The following is a 17,234-nucleotide window of genomic DNA, read 5'->3' on the forward strand; positions in this document are numbered from 1 at the left end:
TCCACGTCACTCGACCGCCCGGGATGGCTCATGGAATCGCTTGTCGCCGCACTCGTCATCGTGGCCGTGGCGGCGTTCGCCGCCTATCGGACGGTTCGCGTCGTGCCGCAGGCCACGGCGGGCGTCGTGGAGCGGTTCGGGCGCTACCACAGGACGCTCGCTCCCGGGCTGAACCTCGTGGTGCCGTTCATCGACCGGATCAAGGACACGGTCGACCTTCGCGAGCAGGTCGTCGCCTTCCCGCCGCAGGCGGTCGTCACCTCCGACAATCTCGTCGTCTCCGTCGACACGGCCGTCTCCTTCCAGGTGGTCGACGCCCGCGCGGCGACCTACGAGATCGCCAACTTCCTGGTCGCCGTCGAGCAGCTCACCGTGACCACCCTGCGCGACGTGGTCGGCGGGATGAGCGTGGACCGCGCGCTGGCCTCCCGCGAGGAGATCGGAGCCGAGCTGCGCGAGGCGCTCGACGCCGTCGCGGGCGCGTGGGGCCTCCGCGTCGGCCGGGTCGAGCTCACGGCGATCGACCCGCCCGTCTCCGTCCAGGAGTCCATGGAGAGGCAGGCCCGCGCCGACCGCGACAGGCGGGCGGCGGTGCTCGCGGCCGAGGGGCAGAAACAGGCGGCCGTCCTCGCCGCCGAGGGACAGCGGCAGGCCGCCGTACTGAGGGCGCGCGGCGAGGCGGAGGCCACGGTGCTCAAGGCGCGGGCCGACGCCGAGGCGAGGGCGACGCGGGCCCGGGGAGAGGCCGACGCGATCGGCATGCTCCTGCGCGCCGTCCACGAGGGCGGGCCCGGCTCGGAGCCTCTCGTCCGCGCGTACCTGCGGGCACTCCGCGAGATCGCCAGGGGGGACGCCGGCGAGCCGCGGACCGTCTCGCCGGACCTGAGACGGGTCCTCGAAAGCCTGGCGGACCTTCTCCCGGTGGGGGACGAGCCCTCGGGCACGGAGAGACCTCCGGCGAAGGAGGAGCCCTCGGACAGCGACAGGCCTCCATCGGAGGACAGGTCCCCGAGCACGGACAGGCCTCCGGCGAAGGGCGGGTCCCACAACGTGGACAGGTTTCCAAATATAGAGAAACCCAAGGTCAGAGGGGGATTTCCGGTGAGGGACACGCCCGTTGAGGACACCCCCGCAACCTGATGACCGTCGATCTCCTCTTACCATCCGGTGAGTGCCGTGCACCTGTACATGGGCGCGAGCCTTACCAGTGAGGGGAAGCGCATGACACCGTGGGAGGCGGTCGCGATCTTCGTGGCCGGTATCGGGGCCGGGGGCATCAACGCCGTCGTCGGCTCCGGGTCTCTGATCACGTTCCCGACGATGGTCGCGCTGGGCATGCCGCCGGTCGTCGCCAATGTCTCCAACACCGTCGGCCTGGTCCCCGGGTCGCTGACCGGCGCGCTCGGCTACCGGGCGGAGCTGCGGGGACAGCGCCGACGGCTGGTCAGGCTGGCGGTTCCCTCGGTGACCGGCGCGTTGGCAGGCGGGGTGCTCCTGCTCTACCTTCCCCCGGAGACGTTCGACATCGTCGTGCCCGTCCTGATCGGCGTGGCGTGCGTGCTGGTGGTGATCCAGCCGAGGCTCAACGGATGGCTGAGCGCCCGGCGGGAGCACGCCCACCCGCACGGTGGCCCCTGGCTCTGGGGCGGCATCCTCGCATGCGGCGTCTACGGCGGCTACTTCGGCGCGGCCCAGGGCGTGCTGCTCATCGGGCTGATGGGTACCTTCCTCGACGACCGCCTGCAGCGGATCAACGCGGCCAAGAACGTGCTCGCGCTACTGGTCAACGCGGCCGCCGCGCTGCTGTTCATCGTGATCGCGGAGATCGACTGGCTCGCGGTCCTGATGGTGGCGCTGGGCGCCGCGATCGGTGGTTTCCTCGGTGCGAAGATCGGCAGGAGACTGCCCGCCCCGGTGCTGCGCTGGTTCATCGTCTGCATCGGAGTGGTGGCGATAGTCAAACTGGTGTACGGGTGAACCCGCCCTCTACCGGGTACCTATATAGGTATGAAAGGTGACAAAGTCGAGGTTGTCATCGACGCAGGAGACAGTTCCCGTACCTACGAGGTCAGCGCCACCAGAGCGGGGCGCCGGGTTGAGGTGGCCAACGCCCGGGGCGGCGTCGTCGAGGTGAGCGAGGTCACCCGGAGCGGAACGGCCGTGCGCACCGCCCGCTTCATGTCCAGCCGTATTCTCGCCCTGGTCGAACACCCCGCCGACGGCAAGCCGGCATAGGCCGGGCCGGCGGCGGGCCGGTTCTCGTCACGCCCGGGTGAGACACATCCGTCACACCTGGGCGGGGCGCAGGGGCACAAAGACGGCAGGGCACAAGGACAGGGCACAAGGACACGCAGGGTCAGCGTCACGCCCGGGTGGGACGCACCCGTCACGGCCTGGGCGGGGCGCAGGGGCGCAGGGTCAGCGTCGCGCCCGGGTCACCGGACGGACATGGCTCACCCCGCGCCGGAGATCCCCCGGGATCCGGTCACATCTGCGCGGGACGGACCTGGAGCACGCCGTCGCGGCGGACCCGGGTCTCGAAGGACGGCTGGGGAGCGGTGGCCGGGCCGTGCACGACGGCCCCGTCGGAGAGCCTGAAGGTGCTCCCGTGCCACGGGCAGACCACGCAGGCGGTCCCCTCCTCCGAGATCAGGCGTCCCTGGTGGAGCGGACCCGCCAGATGGGCACACTGGTCGGCGAGCACCGTGACGCCGGCGCCGACGCGCAGTACGAACAGGTCGATGTAGCCGAGACGCCGCGTCACCGGGCGCCCGTCGGGCAGGTCGCCGATCTCGCACAGGTCGTGCCAGCCCAGCGGGACCAGATGGGCGACGGACTCGGCGTGGTTGGCCCCGGCCGCCTGCCGGTAGGCCAGGTGGCCGCCGAGGTAGCCGCCCACGCTCGCGGCGCCCAGCCCGGCGAACGACAGGATCCGCCCGGTCCGGTCACGCCCGGCCAGCCGGAACACCAGCGAACCGGCGTAGAGCCCGAGGGCGGTCAGGTTGGCGATCGCGTGCACGAACCCCACCCGCTGCTGCTCGCGGTGGAGCGCGGACCAGTCGGTGACGCCCGCCGCCACCGCGGGCATCGCGGTGGCGAGCCCGCCGGCGACCAGCACCCGCGACGCCCGCGGGTCGTAGCGGGTCACGTCCAGCACCGCCGTCGCCGCCCAGAGCCCCAGGCTGAGGTTGGCGAGCGGCGGATGGAGTGGTTTGCCGGTCGGCACCCCGTGCAGCAGGTCCCGTAGCGGCCCGGGACCGATCCGCTGACGTACGGCCTTGGCGAGTATGCGGATCGGCCTGTCGGCCCTGGGCGAGCGCTCGATCCGATCGGTGAGCTCGACCCCGGGCACCAGACGTCTGAAAGTCCGGCGCCCTGTTTTGACGGTTTCCTTCACCATCGCCCCCTTCTCAACCCATAGGGACCTACCCGAGAACGGCGTTATGCACGCGCCAAATGTCCTCGGCTGACGGAGAGGGCGATGATTTCGGTGGCGTAGGCGCCCAGTGTCGCCGATCCCTCCTCAATGATCTTCACCTTTTCCAGCACCTGCTCGGCCGTCACCTTGTACAGCGACCAGGTGCCACCCTCGTTGTGGTGGTTCGCCATGATGGGCGCGATCCGGTCGAGGGCCTTGGCGAACCTGGCCTCCGGCGTCTTGCGTTCCTCGAACTCGTCCCAGAGCTCGCGCAGCCGCTCGGCCTGGTCGCAGGGGAGGAGCCCGAAGATCCGGTCGGCGGCCTTGCGCTCGATGGCCGGCTGGGCCTCGACGGCCGAGGCGTCGTAGATGAAGGTGTCTCCCGCGTCTATCTCGACGATGTCGTGGACGAGCAGCATCGCGACGACCCTGTCGAGGTCGGTGCCCGGTGGTGCGTGCTCGGCCAAGACCATCGCCAGCATGCCCACGTACCAGGAGTGCTCGGCGTCGTTCTCCCGCCGCGACCCGTCCATGAGGGTGTTGCGGCGGACGATGCGTCTGAGCTTGTCGATCTCCATGGCGAAGGTGAGCTGAGCGTGCAGACGGTCCGGTGCTGGAGGGGTGGTCACGCGCGCAAGCCTAATGCGCGTCGATCCCGCTTTTCCGAGCGATCATGGGATCACGCCCGGCCCAGGGTGACGGGAACCCCGTTGAACACGGCGTTTCCCGAGGGCGCGTCCACCACGGAATCGTCTGTCAGCGTGTTCGCGTTCACCCCCGCGTGCTTGGCGGCCACCGGTTGCGAGGTGCCCGAGTGCCCCCACCCGTGGGGCAGGCTCACCACCCCCGGCATGATCGTGTCGGTCGGCTCCAGCGGCACGACCAGCTCGCCCGCGGCCGAGCGCACCACGGCGTGCTCGCCCAGCCCGAGCCTGCTCACGTCGTCCGGGTTGATCTGCAGGGTGCACCGGTTGGTCCCGCCGACCAGCGGTTCCACGTTGTGCAGCCAGCTGTTGTTGGAACGCAGGTGGCGCCGCCCGATCAGCACGATCTCCGCGGGCGGGACGGCGAGCCGCCCGCGCAGCCGCGCGGCGTCCTCGACCAGCCGCGGCGGGGCCAGCTCCACCCGCCCCGAGGCCGTACGGACGATCTCCGCCAGCCGGGGCTCCAGCGGGCCCAGGTCGATGCCGTGCGGGTTCGCCAGCAGGGTGGCCAGGGAGAGCCCGTACGGGCCGAGCCTGAGCATGGCGTCCAGCCGCCGCTCGGCCCCGCTGCCGCCGTCCAGGGAGGCGCGCAGCTCGGCCGGGTCCGCGCCCTCCACCGGGGAGCCGGGCGTCTCGACGGCCCTGCGGAGCATCCGGTCGAGGATCAGCTCGTCGAGCGGGGCCGGATCGGCGTCCGCGCCCTGTCCCGAGGCGATCATCGTCAGCCGCGCCATGATCTCGGCCTCCGAGGGGCGTCCCGGCTCCAGCGGCAGGACCGGCGGGGAGAACCTCGCGTAGTTGCGGACCGCGAAGGCCAGCAACGACAGGTCGTAGTGCGGCGACTGCAGCACGCGCGGCGGCGGCAGGATGACGTTCGCGTGCCGGGTCGTCTCGTTCAGGTACGGGTCCACGCAGACCATGAACTCCAGGTCGCGGAAGGCCCGGTCCAGCCGGGGGCCGCCCGGTGCCGACAGCACCGGGTTGCCGGCCACCGTGACCAGCCCCCTGACCTGTCCCTCACCCGGCGTCTCGATCTCGTCGGCGAGGGTGGCCACCGGGATCTCGCCGTTCGCCTCCGGCAGCCCCCGGACGCGGCTGTGCCAGCGTCCCGTGGCGTACGGCCTGCTCCGGCGGCCGTTCTCCACGGCGGGTTTGGCGAACATGACCCCGCCGGGACGGTCGAAGTTGCCGGTCAGGACGTTGACGACGTCGACCAGCCACTGCGCGACGGTGCCGAACTCCGCGGTGCAGGTGCCGATGCGGGCGTAGACGGCGGCCGTCGGGGCCGCGGCCAGCTCGCGCGCCAGCCGTGCGATCTCCCCGGCGGGTATCCCGCACATCGGGGCGACCACCTCGGGGGCGAAGTCCTCCGCCAGCCGTCTGACCTCGTCCAGCCCGTTGACCCCGACGCCGCCGATGTCGGCGCCGATCGAGGTGAGGTTCTCGGTGAGAAGGGTGTGGACGATGCCGAACAGCAGGTAGGCGTCCGTGCCGGGGCGTACGAACAGGTGCTCGTCGGCGAGGGCGGCGGTGCGGGTGCGGCGCGGGTCGACGACCACGAGCCTGCCGCCGCGCCCGCGCAGCGCCTTGAGGCGGCCGGGGAAGTCGGGGGCGGTGCAGAGCGAGCCGTTGGACTCCAGCGGGTTGGCGCCGAGCATCAGCAGGTAGTCGGTGCGATCCAGGTCGGGCACCGCGATGGCCAGCGGGTCACCGAGCATCAGGCCGCAGGAGACGTGCTTGGGCATCTGGTCGGCGGTGCTCGCGGAGAAGACGTTGCGGGTGCCGAGGGCGCGGATCAGGGCCCCGCCGTACAGGGCGCCGGCCATGGAGTGGGCGTTCGGATTGCCGAGGTAGACGGCGAGAGACTGGCGGCCGTGAGCGTCGATCACGCCCGCGAGACCCTCCGCGACCGTGCGGAACGCCTCGTCCCAGGACGCCTCGCGCCACTCGTCGCCCGTCCGGATCATCGGGACGCCCAGCCGGTCCGGGTCCTCGTCGAGGTGGCCCAGTGTCGCGCCCTTGGGGCAGACGAACCCCTTGGAGAAGGGGTCGTCCCGGTCGCCCTTGACCGAGGTGACGTGCCCGGCGTCGTCGAGGGTGAGCCGGAGACCGCAGACGGCCTCGCAGAGGGGGCAGGTCCGGTGCGCTGTTCTCATCGGCACTCCTGAGTTCGGCGAGTGGACTCATCATGGCCGCCGTTCGGGCCGCGGGGAAGCCCCGGAGCGCGAACTCCGAAGCATGGGAAAGCCCCGGATCGCGAACTCCGGAGCATGGGGAAGCCCCGGAGTGCCGACTCCGGGGCTTCCCGCCGCGCGACCCTCTGGATTCACGCGGCCTGTCGTCGCCGGTCGGGAAACCCGCGGGGAAGCTCATCGGGAAGCTCATCGGGCAGGGGGAGCGGGGTGGCGGGCTTCCCGTTCGGGCCCGGGCCGGGCTCCTCCCGCGCGGACCGGCCGGCCCGCAGGCTCACCCAGTTCGCCCGCCCGTAGAACCGGTCGAGACCCACCTGGGGACCGGTGACCTCGCCCCCGCGGACGATCTCGACGGTCAGCAGGTTCGCCCACCTGCTGTGCCGGCAGACCACGGTGTCGCGGGCGTAGCACGCCGCCGCGATCTCGGAGGAGAAGGCGTCGAAGTCCTCGGCGCAGGTTCCGGCCCTGACGAGGACGAGCGCCTTCTCCCCCGCGGCGGAGGGGGTGATCCACAGGACCAGCGGCAGCCGGCCCGAGCGGGTGTGTATCCCGGTCTCCGCGCACGCCCGCTGGATGCGGTGCCGGGAGACCAGGCACCACGCGTGTGCCGTCACCCAGCTCCTCCAGAAGCCGGAGGCGACGAGGACACCGGCGGTGCCCGCCAGAACGAGAAACGGCCACCAGTCGCCCTCCCAGAGCGAGAGGACCACGGTGACCAGGAGGGACAGGGCGCCGGCGAGCAGGATGATCTCCGTCCGCCAGCGCCACAGCCGGACGAGGAGACCCGCCCGGGCGGGAGGCCGGCCGCCGTGGCCGCAGTAGCGGCCGTGGCGGAGGTCACGCCGCGACATCACCGCCCACCCCCTCGTCGCGGACGGGCGCCAGGGCGAGTGCGGGGGCGGCGGTCCGCTCGGCCTTGAGAAGGTCGAACCGGGGCTCGCGGTAGTGCCTGGTCCCGAAACCGGTCCTGGTCACGGTCCAGCCGAGCCGGTAGGCCCATTCATCCTGATCCATGTAGAGCTCTCGGTCGGTCACATAGATCACATCGAGGACGAAGGTCTTGATTCCGTGGGTTCTGTTGGTACGGTGGAAGGACATAGGAGACTCCCTTCGTGGCTTTGACGCGGAGTTCTTGTGCCAACCGGGTCGGTGGCCGCCGACCCGGTGTTTTTTGTGCCCGATCAGGGCACCATCTTTTGTGCGTACGACTTTGGGCCGTCGTCGGCCGTTCGATTCCACTGCTCCCCTGCCGGCCTCCCCGCGTCAACTCCGTTTCGTCGAAGACGGCGCCGTTGCCGAATAGCCACGCGCCTGTCCTGCACCACGCGGCTCACGAAGGTCCTCGAAGACGCTCCGCCGGATGATCACCGGTGGCTCCCCCGATCTTTCGAGAACCTTCCTGTTCTGATAGTCGCTCAGCATAGATTTGGCTGCAAGGCTTGCCGTAAGGAAAAAAGCAATAAACTTCCACAGATGCACTGCAAATGACTGTGTAATTTGCACTATCATTCGTCGAGGTTCCTGTGAGGCCGTGACACCCGCCCGTCCGTCATGGTGAGGAGGTCGTGATGCCGCAGCGTGGCAGTCCAGCGCTCCGTCGGCGTCGGCTGGGTCTGGAGCTGCGCAGGCTTCGCGAAAGCCTGGACATGACAGGCGACGAGGTGTCCGACCGTTTGGGGTGGTCGACCGCGAAGGTCAGCCGCATCGAGAACGCCAAGACGCTGGCCGGCTCGGCCGACGTCGAGGCGCTCGCCGAGCTTTACGGAGTCGAGAGGGATCTCAAGGAGGTCCTGGTCACGCTCCGGCACGACGCCGCCCGGAAAGGGTGGTGGGAGAGATATCGAAGTTCCATCCCCGATGACTACATCGAACTCATCGGGATGGAGGCGGAGGCCACTGAGGCACGCAACTGGGAACCCCAGGTTGTGCCCGGCCTTCTGCAGACGGAGGAATACATCCGGTCGGTCGTTCAGGCGGGCCAGCATGCCGGCCAGGTTCCGCCGAGCTTCCTTCAAAGCCGGGTCGAGATACGCATGGCGCGGCAGCGCACGTTGCTGTACGTGCCGGATCCACTGATCCATCTGAGCGTGTTTCACGAGTCTGTGTTGAGGAACCAATACGGTGACGCCCGCGTCATGCGGGACCAGCTCGTGCATCTGATCGAGATCTCGGAGCTGGAGCACGTGGAGATGAGGATCCTTCCCCAGGATGTCCCGCCACCGGTGTCCACCGGTGCGTTCATGCATCTGGCGTTCCCCGACTTCCAGGACGTCGTCTACGAGGAGTTCCTCCCCGGAGGGCGACTCATCGAAGACGCGGAAACGGTCTACCTGTATGAGCGCGCCTTCGGTCATCTGATGGAACGGGCCCTTGACGAGGTGGCTTCACAGGAGCTGATCAAAAAAACAGTCAATTACTGGAACAGGTAGCGGCAGGTTCGGCCTGCTGCTGTTCCATCATTTTTGGAAAGTGATGAACGCAAAAAATCACGACGATGTGATCTGGAAGAAAAGCTCGTTGAGCGGTCTCAACGGCAACTGTGTCGAGGTGACGACACTGGGTGGTGGGCAGGTAGGCGTCCGGGACAGTAAGGACCTGTCGGGCTCTGTCCTCACCTTCACCTCAGGAGTGTGGAGGACTTTTGTTGACGGTGTGAGGGGCGGGGCGTTCGAGTTGTAAACGCAAAGCGGCCCCGGCACTCACGGAAGAGCGCAGGAGCCGCCCGCCGGGATTGATGCGAATCCCTTTTCCCTCGCCTGCCGGGTGGTTTGACGGCCCGCCGGCGGACCCGAGGATCATCGCACATCGGGATGCCGTGCCAGGCGTCATGCCAGGCACGATGGTCACTTTTCAGCACCTTGTAAGTTCCTCGTTGCGCCTTCATCCTTAAAGTGCCTTGCGGTGGCCTGTGGGGGAAAGGTGGCTTTATGTCCAAAATTGCCATATCCGGAGTTATCTGGCGGAAGAGCTGGCAGAGCGGAACCAACGGTAACTGTGTCGAGGTGGCTCACCTGCCCGGGCGGGGATTCGCGGTCAGGGACAGCAAGGACAGGGGCGGACCGATGCTGATCTTCGGCGGGCCCGGGTGGATCGCGTTCGTCGCGGCGGTGAAGGGCGGAGACTTCGATCTCTGAGTGGCCGCCCTTTTGGGATCGGGGCTTGCCCAACGGCGGGACAGCCCCCTTTTCGTGTCTCCGGGGCAGGCGGGGAACGGTGTCTCCGGGGCAGGCCGGGAACAGGGGGAGACAGTCGTACGGCCCGCATCTCCGGGGAGACGCGAGCCGTACGGGGAGAGGACCGGGTGACTACCCGGCGGCGATGCCGAGGCCCTGGGCGACGCTCTGGCCGAGGTCCTTGTGGACGTTCGTCCAGTACTCGACGACGCGCTCCTTCATCTCGGGGGTGACCTCCGGGGCGGAGGCGTGGCCGACGACGTTGCTCACCAGGTGGGAGCGGTCGGTGTCGGACAGCACGTTCTCCCACAGGGCGCGGGGCTGGACGAAGTCGTCGTCCTCGCGGTGCGGGGTGTAGGCGGAGCGGACGATCTCACCGGTCACCTGGTAGTGCTCGCCCTCGTACCGCGCAGGGTCGGCCACGGGGCCGCCGACGCTGTTGGGGGCGTAGACCGGGTCGCCCGTGTTGCCGAAGCGCATCCGGCCGTCCTTGTTGTAGCTGTGGACGGGCGCCTTCGGCGCGTTGATCGGCAGCTGCTGGTAGTTGACGCCGATGCGGTAGCGGTGGGCGTCCGGGTAGGAGAACAGGCGGCCCTGGAGCATCTTGTCCGGGGACGGGCCGATGCCCGGCACCAGGTTGGACGGCTCGAAGCTCGACTGCTCGACCTCGGCGAAGTAGTTCGCCGGGTTGCGGTTCAGCACGAACCTGCCGATCGTGATCTCGGGGTAGTCGGAGTGCGGCCACACCTTGGTCAGGTCGAACGGGTTGAACCGGTAGTCGGCGGCGGCCTCGAACGGCATGATCTGGACGTTCACCGTCCAGGACGGGTGGTCGCCGTTCGCGATCGCGGTGTGCAGGTCGCGGATGTGGAAGTCGGCGTCCTGCGCGATGACCGCTCCGGCCTCGGCGTCGGTGAAGTTCTTGACGCCCTGGTCGGTCTTGAAGTGGTACTTGACCCAGAACTTCTCGCCCGCGGCGTTGTACCACAGGAAGGTGTGCGAGCCGAAGCCGTGCATGTGGCGCCAGGACGCCGGGGTGCCGCGGTCGGTCATCAGGAACGTCACCTGGTGGGCGGTCTCCGGCGAGAGCGTCCAGAAGTCCCACTGCATGTTGTGGTCGCGCAGGTTGGTGTCGGCGCGGCGTTTCTGGCTGTGGATGAAGTCGGAGAACTTCTGCGGGTCGCGGATGAAGAAGATCGGCGTGTTGTTGCCGACGAGGTCGTAGTTGCCCTCCTCGGTGTAGAACTTCAGCGCGAAGCCACGCGGGTCACGCTGGGTGTCGGGGCTGCCGAGCTCGCCCGCGACCGAGGAGAAGCGGATGAAGAGCGGGGTCTCCCTGCCCTTGGCGAACAGGCCCGCCTTGGTGAACTGGCTGACGTCCTCGGTGATCTGGAGGACGCCGTGCGCGCCGCCGCCCTTGGCGTGGACCACCCGCTCCGGGACGCGCTCCCGGTTGAAGTGGGCCATCTTCTGGATCAGGTAGTGGTCCTGCAGCAGAAGGGGCCCGTTCGGGCCGACCGACTGCGAGTGCTCGTCGCTCGGCGCGGGGATTCCCGCGTCGGTGGTGGTGATGGGCCTGATGCTCATAGAGAGGGTCCTCCGGGGGTTCTCTTCATCGAGTGTCTTCGGGACGACAGCCGGGGCACACGCCCCAAAAGATCACATCCGCCTCGTCGACCAGGTATCCGGCGTCGGACACCGGGTCCAGGCAGGGGGCGTGACCGACGGCGCAGTCCACGTCCGTGACCTTCCCGCACCGGCGGCAGACGAGGTGGTGGTGGTTGTCACCGATCCGCGTCTCGTACCGGGCGGGACTGCCCGCGGGTTCTGTCCGCCGGAGGAGCCCGGCCCCGTGCAACGCGCGCAGGGAGTCGTAGACGGCCTGCAGGGAGACCTGGCCGACACGGCCTCGCACACCGTGATGGACGGCGTCCACGTCGAGGTGGTCGCCCTCCCGCACGGTCCGCATGATCGCCAGCCGGGCCGCGGTCACCCGCAGGCCCGCCTGCCTGAGCCGGTCCTCGTCCTCCATGACCACACCGTATGGCCTAAACCTGAATCATTCAAATTAACGACTCAGTCCAGTTTTGGGGAAACGAATCTCGTAGGGCGAGTTGTGACACAGGCGGTGGATGAGATGGCATCCTCAAATACCGATGGACACGTACACAGCTCGACGCCTCGCCCTGGCCGCCGCGATCACCGCCTCGGCCGTGCTCCTCGCGGCCTGCTCCGCGGCCGAGTCGGCCGCCCCCGGATCGTCCCCCGACGTCGTGGAGAAGCCCACCGAACCGGCCGAGGCCACCCCCACGCCGGAGCGCAGGCCGTACACCATCTCCTTCGGCGGGGACGTGCACTTCGAGGGCGTGCTGCGCACCCGGCTGAACGCCGATCCGAAGACCGCGCTCGGCCCGATCGCCAAGGTGCTCAGGCGCTCCGACCTGGCGATGGTGAACCTCGAGACCGCGATCACCACCGGCGGCACCCCCGCCCCCGGCAAGCAGTACACCTTCCGCGCGCCGGCGGCGGCGCTCACCGCGCTGAAGGCGTCCGGGGTGGACGTCGCCTCGCTGGCGAACAACCACGGCATGGACTACATGCAGAGCGGGCTGAAGGACTCCCTCGCCGCCATCAAACGGTCCAGGTTCCCCGTCGTGGGCGTGGGCAGGAACGAGGCCGAGGCGTACAAGCCGTGGCGGACGACCGTGAACGGCAACCGCGTCGCCATCATCGGCGCGACCCAGGTGCTGGACGCGGAGTTCGTCCAGGCGTGGACGGCCTCCGGAGACCAGGGGGGTCTCGCCTCGGCCAAGGACGAGGCGCGGCTGATCCAGGAGGTGCGCAAGGCGCGCAAGAACTCCGACACCGTGATCGTCCACCTGCACTGGGGCACCGAGCTGCAGAAGTGCCCCAACGAGGCGCAGCGCGGCCTGGCGCCCAAGCTGGTCGCGGCCGGGGCGGACGTCGTCGTCGGCGGCCACGCGCACATCCTGCTCGGCGCCGGATACCTGAAGAACAGCTACGTCAGCTACGGCCTGGGCAACTTCGTCTTCTACAACTGGGGTCCGGACACCGGCAGGACCGGCGTGCTCACCCTGACGATCAACGGCCGCAAGGTGCTCAAGGACCAGTGGACCCCGGCCACCATCCAGGGCGGGGTGCCGGTCCCGCTCACCGGGACCGGGCGGCAGCAGGCCGTCGCGGGCTGGAAGGCGCTGCGCGGCTGCACCGGCCTGGCCGCCAGGCCCGGCCAGTCCGGCTAGCCCGGACAACCCCGGCGGGGTCACGAGAGACGTTCCGGACACCTCGTGCGACAGGAGGCCGCGATGCGGTGGGTGGAGTCCGGCGACGTCCGGCTGGCATTGTTCGAACAGGGGGACCCCGCGGCCCCGACCATCCTGCTCGTGCACGGCTACCCCGACACCCACCGGGTCTGGGACGAGGTCGCCACGCTGCTGGAGGACCGCTTCCACGTGGTCCGCTACGACGTCCGCGGCGCCGGGCTCTCCGGCGCCCCGCGCACCACCGAGGGTTACGGCTACGACCACCTGGCTGCCGACCTGACCGCGGTCCTCGACGCGGTGGGCAAGCCGGGGGTGCACCTCGTGGGGCACGACTGGGGATCCATCCAGGGCTGGCAGCTGATCGGCAGGCCGGACATCGAGCGGCGGATCCTCTCCTTCACCTCCGTCGGCGGCCCGCACCTGGACCAGGCCGCGCGCTTCGTACGGCACGGCAGGCCGCGCGAGGTCGCCGGACAGCTCCTGCGGTCCTGGTACATCGGCGCCTTCCAGGTCCCGGTCGTCCCCGAGCTCGTGCTGCGCGCCGTGCTGCCGCGCGTGGTGAACCGGTCGGTCCGGGCGCCGGGACGCCCGGGGCACCCGGCGGAGACGCTCGTCAGGGACGGCCTGAACGGTCTCGGCCTCTACCGGGCCAACATGCTGACCGGCCGCGGCGCGCCACCCGCCGCGCCCGCGCCGCGGACGCCCGTCCAGCTCGTCGAGGCCACGCGGGACCCGTTCGTCTCCCCGGCGCTGCTCGCCTCGGCGCACCGCTGGACGCCCAGGCTGTGGCACCGCCGCGTCCCGACCGGCCACTGGGTGCAGCGCAGCCGTCCCGGCGTGCTCGCCCGCATGATCGCCGAGTTCGCCGAGCACGTCGAGGGGGCGCCGCCCTCCAGGGAGCTGCGCAGGGACCGGCCCGGCGAGCGCGGGCCCTACGACGGCCGGCTGGTGGTGGTCACCGGCGCGGGCGGCGGGATCGGGCGGGCCACCGCCCGCGCCTTCGCCGCGCACGGCGCCGAGGTGATCTGCGCGGACATCGACCTCGCCGCCGCGCGCCGTACCGCCGAGGGCATCGATCTCGCCGCCGCGCGCCGCGCCGCCGGGGACATCGCCGGGAGCGGAGGCGGGGACGGTGGCGGGAGCGGGGACGGTGGCGGGCACGGGAGCGGGGGCGCGGCGCACGCCCACCGGGTGGACGTCGCGGACGCCGCGGGGATGGAGGAGTTCGCCCGGCTGGTCAGGGACCGCTACGGCGTGCCCGACATCGTGGTCAACAACGCGGGCATCGCGGTGGCGGGCCCGTTCCTGGACCACTCGGTCGACGACTGGCGGCGGACCCTGGACGTGAACCTGTGGGGTGTCATCCACGGCTGCCGCCTGTTCGCCGCCCAGATGGCCGAGCGCGGCCAGGGCGGTCACATCGTGAACGTGGCCTCGCTCGCCGCCTTCCTCCCCAGCAGGCTGCTGCCCGCGTACTCGACGTCGAAGGCGGCCGTGAAGATGCTCGGCGACTGCCTGCGCGCCGAGCTCGCCGGGCAGGGGATCGGGGTCTCCACGATCTGCCCCGGGTTCGTCTCCACCGCGATCGCGCGGAACGCCACCTACGTCGGCGACCTCGCCGAGGTCGCCGGCGAACCGGCGGGCAGGGCGCTGGCCGCGCGCGGGTACCCACCCGAGCGGGTGGCCGCGCACATCCTGCGCGCCGTCCACCGGGATCTGCCCGTCGTCGCGGTGAACGCGGAGGGCAGGATCGGCTACGCGCTCTCGCGGATCTCCCCGGCGCTCACCCGCCGCCTGGCCGGGCTCGTGCGGCTCACCGGAGGTGGAGAAATCTCGCGATTGACGAATAAGCACTGACCCCGGTCTGTCAGAGGGGCAAGATGGGGTGGTGTCCACCATCTCCTGCGAGGAGCCGGGTGAGGCTCCACTGCGGCGTCAACCCACCCAACGACGAAGCGCGCGACGTGTCGAGCGGATGCTCGACGCGTGTGCCGACCTGCTGGACGAGATCGGCTACGACGCGCTCTCCACCACGAGGATCGCCGAGCGCGCGGGGGTCGCGATCGGTTCGGTCTACCAGTTCTTCCCCGACAAACGGGCCCTCACCCAGGCGGTGACCCGGCGCCACGTGGAGGGGTTCGTCTCCCGGATCGGCAGGCGCTTCCTGTCCGAGGACTACGCGGGCTGGTGGGACGCGGTCGACGCGATCATCGACGAGTACGTCGAGATGCACCGGACCGTGCCGGGTTTCCGGTCCCTGCACTTCGGTGACGTCGTCGACCTCAACCTGCTCGACTCCGGTTCCGAGAACAACACGGTGATCGCCGGGCGGCTGCGCGGCCTTCTCCTGCAGGAGTACGGGCTGGCCGACAGCGAGGAGTTCGACCTGGCCGTCCTCGTCGCGGTGGAGGCCGGGGACGCCGTGCTCAAGCTGGCCTTCCGGCGCGACCCGAACGGTGCCCCGGAGATCGTGGCCGAGGCCAAGCGCCTGATCCGCGGCTATCTGAACCGTCAGTTCGCCCGCGTCTCGGTCTGAGAGTCGCCGGTGCCCTCCGGGGCGCTCTCGGCGCCGACCGCGTCCGGCTCGGTGAACACGTGCTCCTCCCGCGCCTCCCCTTCCCGATGCGGCCTGCCCCGGCGTTCGAGCTGGGGCCACCGCTCCACGGGGGCGGCCTCACCGGTCGTCCCGGCCCCGGGGCGTCCCTGCGCCGTCAGCCTCTGCGCTCCGGGCTCCCGCACGTCCTGCCACCACGCTCCCGGCCCTCCCGTGTCCGGCCGCCGGGTGTCCGGTCCTCGGGCGCGCTGTCCGTGCGCGTCCCGTTCCCGGGCGTCCTGTCCCTGGACGAGGTGCCTGTCGCCGTGTCTCCGCGCGCGCGGTCGCCCCTCGTGGGACCGTTCCGTGCCCGCCACCGGCACGGGCACGACCGCCGTGGGTCCGGACGACCGCGTTCCCGGCTCGTCGCGGGACCTCGCGGAGGGGTCGCAGGGCTCGCGGCCGGACGAGATGATCGGCTGGAGACGCCGGTCCCGGGGGGTTCGTTCCATCTTCCTGATCCGGGCGGCGAGCCTCTCCGCGCGGATCCGGTTCTCCAGGGTGAGCAACTCCCGGTGGGCCTGCCCGATCGCCTCCATCTTGACCGACAGGTATCCGGCGGACCCGGGAACGACCACCGAGAAGGCCAGGAGGAGCATCAACGTGAACGATGTCTGCTTGGACATGCCCATCGCGGCTCCTCCCCGTGACACGCTCCTCTAGCAGGACTCGTCGCTCATATGCCCGTTTTGCTGGGGAAAAACGCGCAGCGTAGCCGTACGTTTGCCCAAGGTAAGGTGGTCAATACCTGCCGTTGGCCGTACGCGGTCGAGCGTCGCTCGGTACTCTCGCGATGTGGCGCATGTGACACGTGAGCAACTTGATCGATTGCTTGAGCAGGCACTTCTGGCCGACGATCACGAAGACCTGGCCCGGCGACTCGAAGCCCTGGTCGAGGCGTACGCGTCCGGCGACATATCACGGGCGGCGATCCTCGTGCTCGCCGCCGAGGAGTGGCGGCAGGCCGGACAGCCCGCCCGGGCCTTCGACTGCTTCCAGCGGGCGGTGGACGACGGCGGCGAGGTGAGCGTCGACCCCCGGGCCGGGATCGCCGACACCCTCTTCGAGCTCGAAAGGCCGGACGAGGCGAGGGAGGTGATCGCGGCGATCCGCGCCGCGGGTGACGTCACCGCGGCCACCGCCCTCACGGTCGCCGAGACCCTCGTCGCCTACGGTGACCTGGGGGAGGCCCATGAGTGGGCCACCGAGGGGGCGCACCGGGCGGTGGAGGGCAGCGGCGAGCACATCGCCCTGCTCAGAACCCGCTACCGGATCCGCGTCGACCTCGGGCTTCCCGAGGACGAGCTCGACGCCCTCCTGGACGCCTCGCACTGACGGCGCCCTCGCCGGCCCGCACACGCGGAAGGGGAGGCCCGCACACGCGGAAGGGGAGGGCCGTGCCCCGTGAGGCACGGCTCTCCCCTGCGATGGTTTCACGGTGGATCTGTGCCGGTCCTCGGACCGGTGGCCGATCCACCGTTTCCTGCGCGTCCTGCTCCACTTACTCCACGTCGAGGTTCACTCCGTACGGAGATTCACTCCACGTCGAGGTCGGGAAGCGTCCCCTCCAGTGCGGGAAGGACGGGAACCGCCGCGGCGGCGCTCGGGGCGTCTTCCGTCGTGGTGGCGTCCGTGGTGCCCTCCGTCGCGGTGTCGCTGACGGCGGGGGTCTCCGGCAGTGCGGGGGTCTCCGGGCGTGCGGCGGCCGGCGACTCCTGCGTGGTCAGGTTCGCGGTGGGCATGTCCTCGGCGGGCGTCTCCGCCGTGGTGTCGCTGACGGCGGGGGTCTCCGGCAGTGCGGGGGTCTCCGGGCGTGCGGCGGCCGGCGACTCCTGCGTGGTCAGGTTCGCGGTGGGCATGTCCTCGGCGG

18 protein-coding genes and 1 pseudogene are annotated in these 17,234 nt (G+C 70.2%); 10 read left to right on the plus strand and 9 right to left on the minus strand.

Annotation, left to right across the window (positions count from 1 at the left end; translation table 11 throughout):
- Positions 1 to 30: 30 nt before the first annotated feature.
- The 3 genes from AB0F88_RS27600 to AB0F88_RS27610 all read left to right on the plus strand — a co-directional run bounded on the left by AB0F88_RS27600 (position 31) and on the right by AB0F88_RS27610 (position 2,235).
- Complete coding sequence (locus AB0F88_RS27600) at positions 31 to 1,140, plus strand: SPFH domain-containing protein (RefSeq protein WP_362690030.1); 1,110 nt, start codon at positions 31 to 33, stop codon at positions 1,138 to 1,140.
- Positions 1,141 to 1,221: 81 nt separating this feature from the next.
- Entirely contained in the window at positions 1,222 to 1,977 is a 756-nt protein-coding gene (locus tag AB0F88_RS27605; RefSeq protein WP_362690033.1) for a sulfite exporter TauE/SafE family protein, read from the plus strand.
- A gap of 30 nt (positions 1,978 to 2,007) precedes the next feature.
- A complete protein-coding gene (locus tag AB0F88_RS27610) occupies positions 2,008 to 2,235 on the plus strand; it encodes a hypothetical protein (protein WP_329088968.1) in 228 nt (75 codons plus the stop codon).
- A 250-nt stretch (positions 2,236 to 2,485) separates the two neighbouring features.
- On the opposite strand, the gene AB0F88_RS27615 is transcribed toward AB0F88_RS27610, so the two are convergent.
- The 5 genes from AB0F88_RS27615 to AB0F88_RS27635 form a co-directional block, all read right to left on the minus strand.
- Positions 2,486 to 3,400, minus strand: coding sequence for a Rieske 2Fe-2S domain-containing protein (locus tag AB0F88_RS27615; RefSeq protein WP_362690036.1), 915 nt, complete (start codon positions 3,398 to 3,400; stop codon positions 2,486 to 2,488).
- Between the two features lie 41 nt (positions 3,401 to 3,441).
- Entirely contained in the window at positions 3,442 to 3,996 is a 555-nt protein-coding gene (locus AB0F88_RS27620) for an HD domain-containing protein (protein ID WP_362690460.1), read from the minus strand.
- Positions 3,997 to 4,097: 101 nt separating this feature from the next.
- Positions 4,098 to 6,278, minus strand: a complete 2,181-nt coding sequence (locus tag AB0F88_RS27625; RefSeq protein WP_362690039.1) for a molybdopterin-dependent oxidoreductase — start codon at positions 6,276 to 6,278, stop codon at positions 4,098 to 4,100.
- 170 nt (positions 6,279 to 6,448) lie between these two features.
- Positions 6,449 to 7,165 (minus strand): hypothetical protein, encoded by a 717-nt coding sequence (locus AB0F88_RS27630; RefSeq protein WP_362690042.1) that lies wholly within the window; start codon positions 7,163 to 7,165, stop codon positions 6,449 to 6,451.
- Complete coding sequence (locus AB0F88_RS27635) at positions 7,152 to 7,412, minus strand: hypothetical protein (RefSeq protein ID WP_362690045.1); 261 nt, start codon at positions 7,410 to 7,412, stop codon at positions 7,152 to 7,154. Before AB0F88_RS27635 ends, AB0F88_RS27630 begins: the two co-directional genes overlap by 14 nt.
- 470 nt (positions 7,413 to 7,882) lie before the next feature.
- On the opposite strand from AB0F88_RS27635, the gene AB0F88_RS27640 reads away from it, so the two are divergent.
- From AB0F88_RS27640 to AB0F88_RS27650, 3 genes are all read left to right on the plus strand, one after another.
- Positions 7,883 to 8,743: a helix-turn-helix transcriptional regulator gene (locus AB0F88_RS27640; protein ID WP_362690047.1), complete on the plus strand. Its 861-nt coding sequence runs from the start codon at positions 7,883 to 7,885 to the stop codon at positions 8,741 to 8,743.
- A gap of 43 nt (positions 8,744 to 8,786) precedes the next feature.
- A complete protein-coding gene (locus AB0F88_RS27645; RefSeq protein WP_362690463.1) occupies positions 8,787 to 8,993 on the plus strand; it encodes a DUF397 domain-containing protein in 207 nt (68 codons plus the stop codon).
- Between the two features lie 248 nt (positions 8,994 to 9,241).
- Positions 9,242 to 9,448, plus strand: a complete 207-nt coding sequence (locus tag AB0F88_RS27650; RefSeq protein ID WP_362690050.1) for a DUF397 domain-containing protein — start codon at positions 9,242 to 9,244, stop codon at positions 9,446 to 9,448.
- A 171-nt stretch (positions 9,449 to 9,619) separates the two neighbouring features.
- Here the strand turns inward: AB0F88_RS27650 and AB0F88_RS27655 are convergent, their stop codons facing one another.
- Both AB0F88_RS27655 and AB0F88_RS27660 read right to left on the minus strand, forming a co-directional pair.
- The gene (locus tag AB0F88_RS27655; protein WP_362690053.1) at positions 9,620 to 11,074 is read right to left on the minus strand and encodes a catalase; all 1,455 of its coding nucleotides are present in this window, start codon (positions 11,072 to 11,074) and stop codon (positions 9,620 to 9,622) included.
- Positions 11,075 to 11,099: 25 nt separating this feature from the next.
- Positions 11,100 to 11,519: a Fur family transcriptional regulator gene (locus tag AB0F88_RS27660; RefSeq protein WP_362690056.1), complete on the minus strand. Its 420-nt coding sequence runs from the start codon at positions 11,517 to 11,519 to the stop codon at positions 11,100 to 11,102.
- Positions 11,520 to 11,643: 124 nt separating this feature from the next.
- Here AB0F88_RS27660 and AB0F88_RS27665 point away from each other — a divergent pair, with 124 nt between their 5' ends.
- The 3 genes from AB0F88_RS27665 to AB0F88_RS27675 all read left to right on the plus strand — a co-directional run bounded on the left by AB0F88_RS27665 (position 11,644) and on the right by AB0F88_RS27675 (position 15,307).
- Entirely contained in the window at positions 11,644 to 12,750 is a 1,107-nt protein-coding gene (locus AB0F88_RS27665; protein ID WP_362690059.1) for a CapA family protein, read from the plus strand.
- A 63-nt stretch (positions 12,751 to 12,813) separates the two neighbouring features.
- A complete protein-coding gene (locus AB0F88_RS27670) occupies positions 12,814 to 14,628 on the plus strand; it encodes an SDR family oxidoreductase (protein ID WP_362690062.1) in 1,815 nt (604 codons plus the stop codon).
- A 31-nt stretch (positions 14,629 to 14,659) separates the two neighbouring features.
- Positions 14,660 to 15,307, plus strand: a complete 648-nt coding sequence (locus AB0F88_RS27675; protein WP_362690065.1) for a TetR family transcriptional regulator — start codon at positions 14,660 to 14,662, stop codon at positions 15,305 to 15,307.
- Here the strand turns inward: AB0F88_RS27675 and AB0F88_RS27680 are convergent.
- Entirely contained in the window at positions 15,283 to 15,990 is a 708-nt protein-coding gene (locus AB0F88_RS27680; protein ID WP_362690068.1) for a hypothetical protein, read from the minus strand. The genes AB0F88_RS27675 and AB0F88_RS27680 overlap by 25 nt on opposite strands.
- A gap of 202 nt (positions 15,991 to 16,192) precedes the next feature.
- On the opposite strand from AB0F88_RS27680, the gene AB0F88_RS27685 reads away from it, so the two are divergent.
- Positions 16,193 to 16,699 carry a tetratricopeptide repeat protein gene (locus tag AB0F88_RS27685; RefSeq protein WP_362690071.1) on the plus strand — a complete coding sequence of 169 codons (507 nt, stop codon included), beginning with the start codon at positions 16,193 to 16,195 and terminating at the stop codon, positions 16,697 to 16,699.
- 200 nt (positions 16,700 to 16,899) lie between these two features.
- On the opposite strand, the pseudogene AB0F88_RS27690 reads toward AB0F88_RS27685, so the two are convergent.
- A pseudogene (locus tag AB0F88_RS27690) lies at positions 16,900 to 17,234 on the minus strand (hypothetical protein); the annotation flags it as partial.

The organism is Streptosporangium sp. NPDC023963 (assembly GCF_040639135.1).
Lineage (GTDB): Bacteria > Actinomycetota > Actinomycetes > Streptosporangiales > Streptosporangiaceae > Streptosporangium.

What these genes read in the sequence shown, in the direction of transcription:
- AB0F88_RS27615 (WP_362690036.1), bottom strand. Translation starts at nt 3,400, where the DNA reads ATGGTGAAGGAAACCGTCAAAACAGGGCGCCGGACTTTCAGACGTCTG.
- AB0F88_RS27665 (WP_362690059.1), top strand. Translation starts at nt 11,644, where the DNA reads ATGGACACGTACACAGCTCGACGCCTCGCCCTGGCCGCCGCGATCACC.
- AB0F88_RS27635 (WP_362690045.1), bottom strand. Translation starts at nt 7,412, where the DNA reads ATGTCCTTCCACCGTACCAACAGAACCCACGGAATCAAGACCTTCGTC.
- AB0F88_RS27655 (WP_362690053.1), bottom strand. Translation starts at nt 11,074, where the DNA reads ATGAGCATCAGGCCCATCACCACCACCGACGCGGGAATCCCCGCGCCG.
- AB0F88_RS27645 (WP_362690463.1), top strand. Translation starts at nt 8,787, where the DNA reads ATGAACGCAAAAAATCACGACGATGTGATCTGGAAGAAAAGCTCGTTG.
- AB0F88_RS27625 (WP_362690039.1), bottom strand. Translation starts at nt 6,278, where the DNA reads ATGAGAACAGCGCACCGGACCTGCCCCCTCTGCGAGGCCGTCTGCGGT.
- AB0F88_RS27630 (WP_362690042.1), bottom strand. Translation starts at nt 7,165, where the DNA reads ATGTCGCGGCGTGACCTCCGCCACGGCCGCTACTGCGGCCACGGCGGC.
- AB0F88_RS27600 (WP_362690030.1), top strand. Translation starts at nt 31, where the DNA reads ATGGAATCGCTTGTCGCCGCACTCGTCATCGTGGCCGTGGCGGCGTTC.
- AB0F88_RS27680 (WP_362690068.1), bottom strand. Translation starts at nt 15,990, where the DNA reads ATGTCCAAGCAGACATCGTTCACGTTGATGCTCCTCCTGGCCTTCTCG.
- AB0F88_RS27650 (WP_362690050.1), top strand. Translation starts at nt 9,242, where the DNA reads ATGTCCAAAATTGCCATATCCGGAGTTATCTGGCGGAAGAGCTGGCAG.
- AB0F88_RS27620 (WP_362690460.1), bottom strand. Translation starts at nt 3,996, where the DNA reads ATGGAGATCGACAAGCTCAGACGCATCGTCCGCCGCAACACCCTCATG.
- AB0F88_RS27640 (WP_362690047.1), top strand. Translation starts at nt 7,883, where the DNA reads ATGCCGCAGCGTGGCAGTCCAGCGCTCCGTCGGCGTCGGCTGGGTCTG.
- AB0F88_RS27610 (WP_329088968.1), top strand. Translation starts at nt 2,008, where the DNA reads ATGAAAGGTGACAAAGTCGAGGTTGTCATCGACGCAGGAGACAGTTCC.
- AB0F88_RS27660 (WP_362690056.1), bottom strand. Translation starts at nt 11,519, where the DNA reads ATGGAGGACGAGGACCGGCTCAGGCAGGCGGGCCTGCGGGTGACCGCG.
- AB0F88_RS27670 (WP_362690062.1), top strand. Translation starts at nt 12,814, where the DNA reads ATGCGGTGGGTGGAGTCCGGCGACGTCCGGCTGGCATTGTTCGAACAG.
- AB0F88_RS27605 (WP_362690033.1), top strand. Translation starts at nt 1,222, where the DNA reads ATGACACCGTGGGAGGCGGTCGCGATCTTCGTGGCCGGTATCGGGGCC.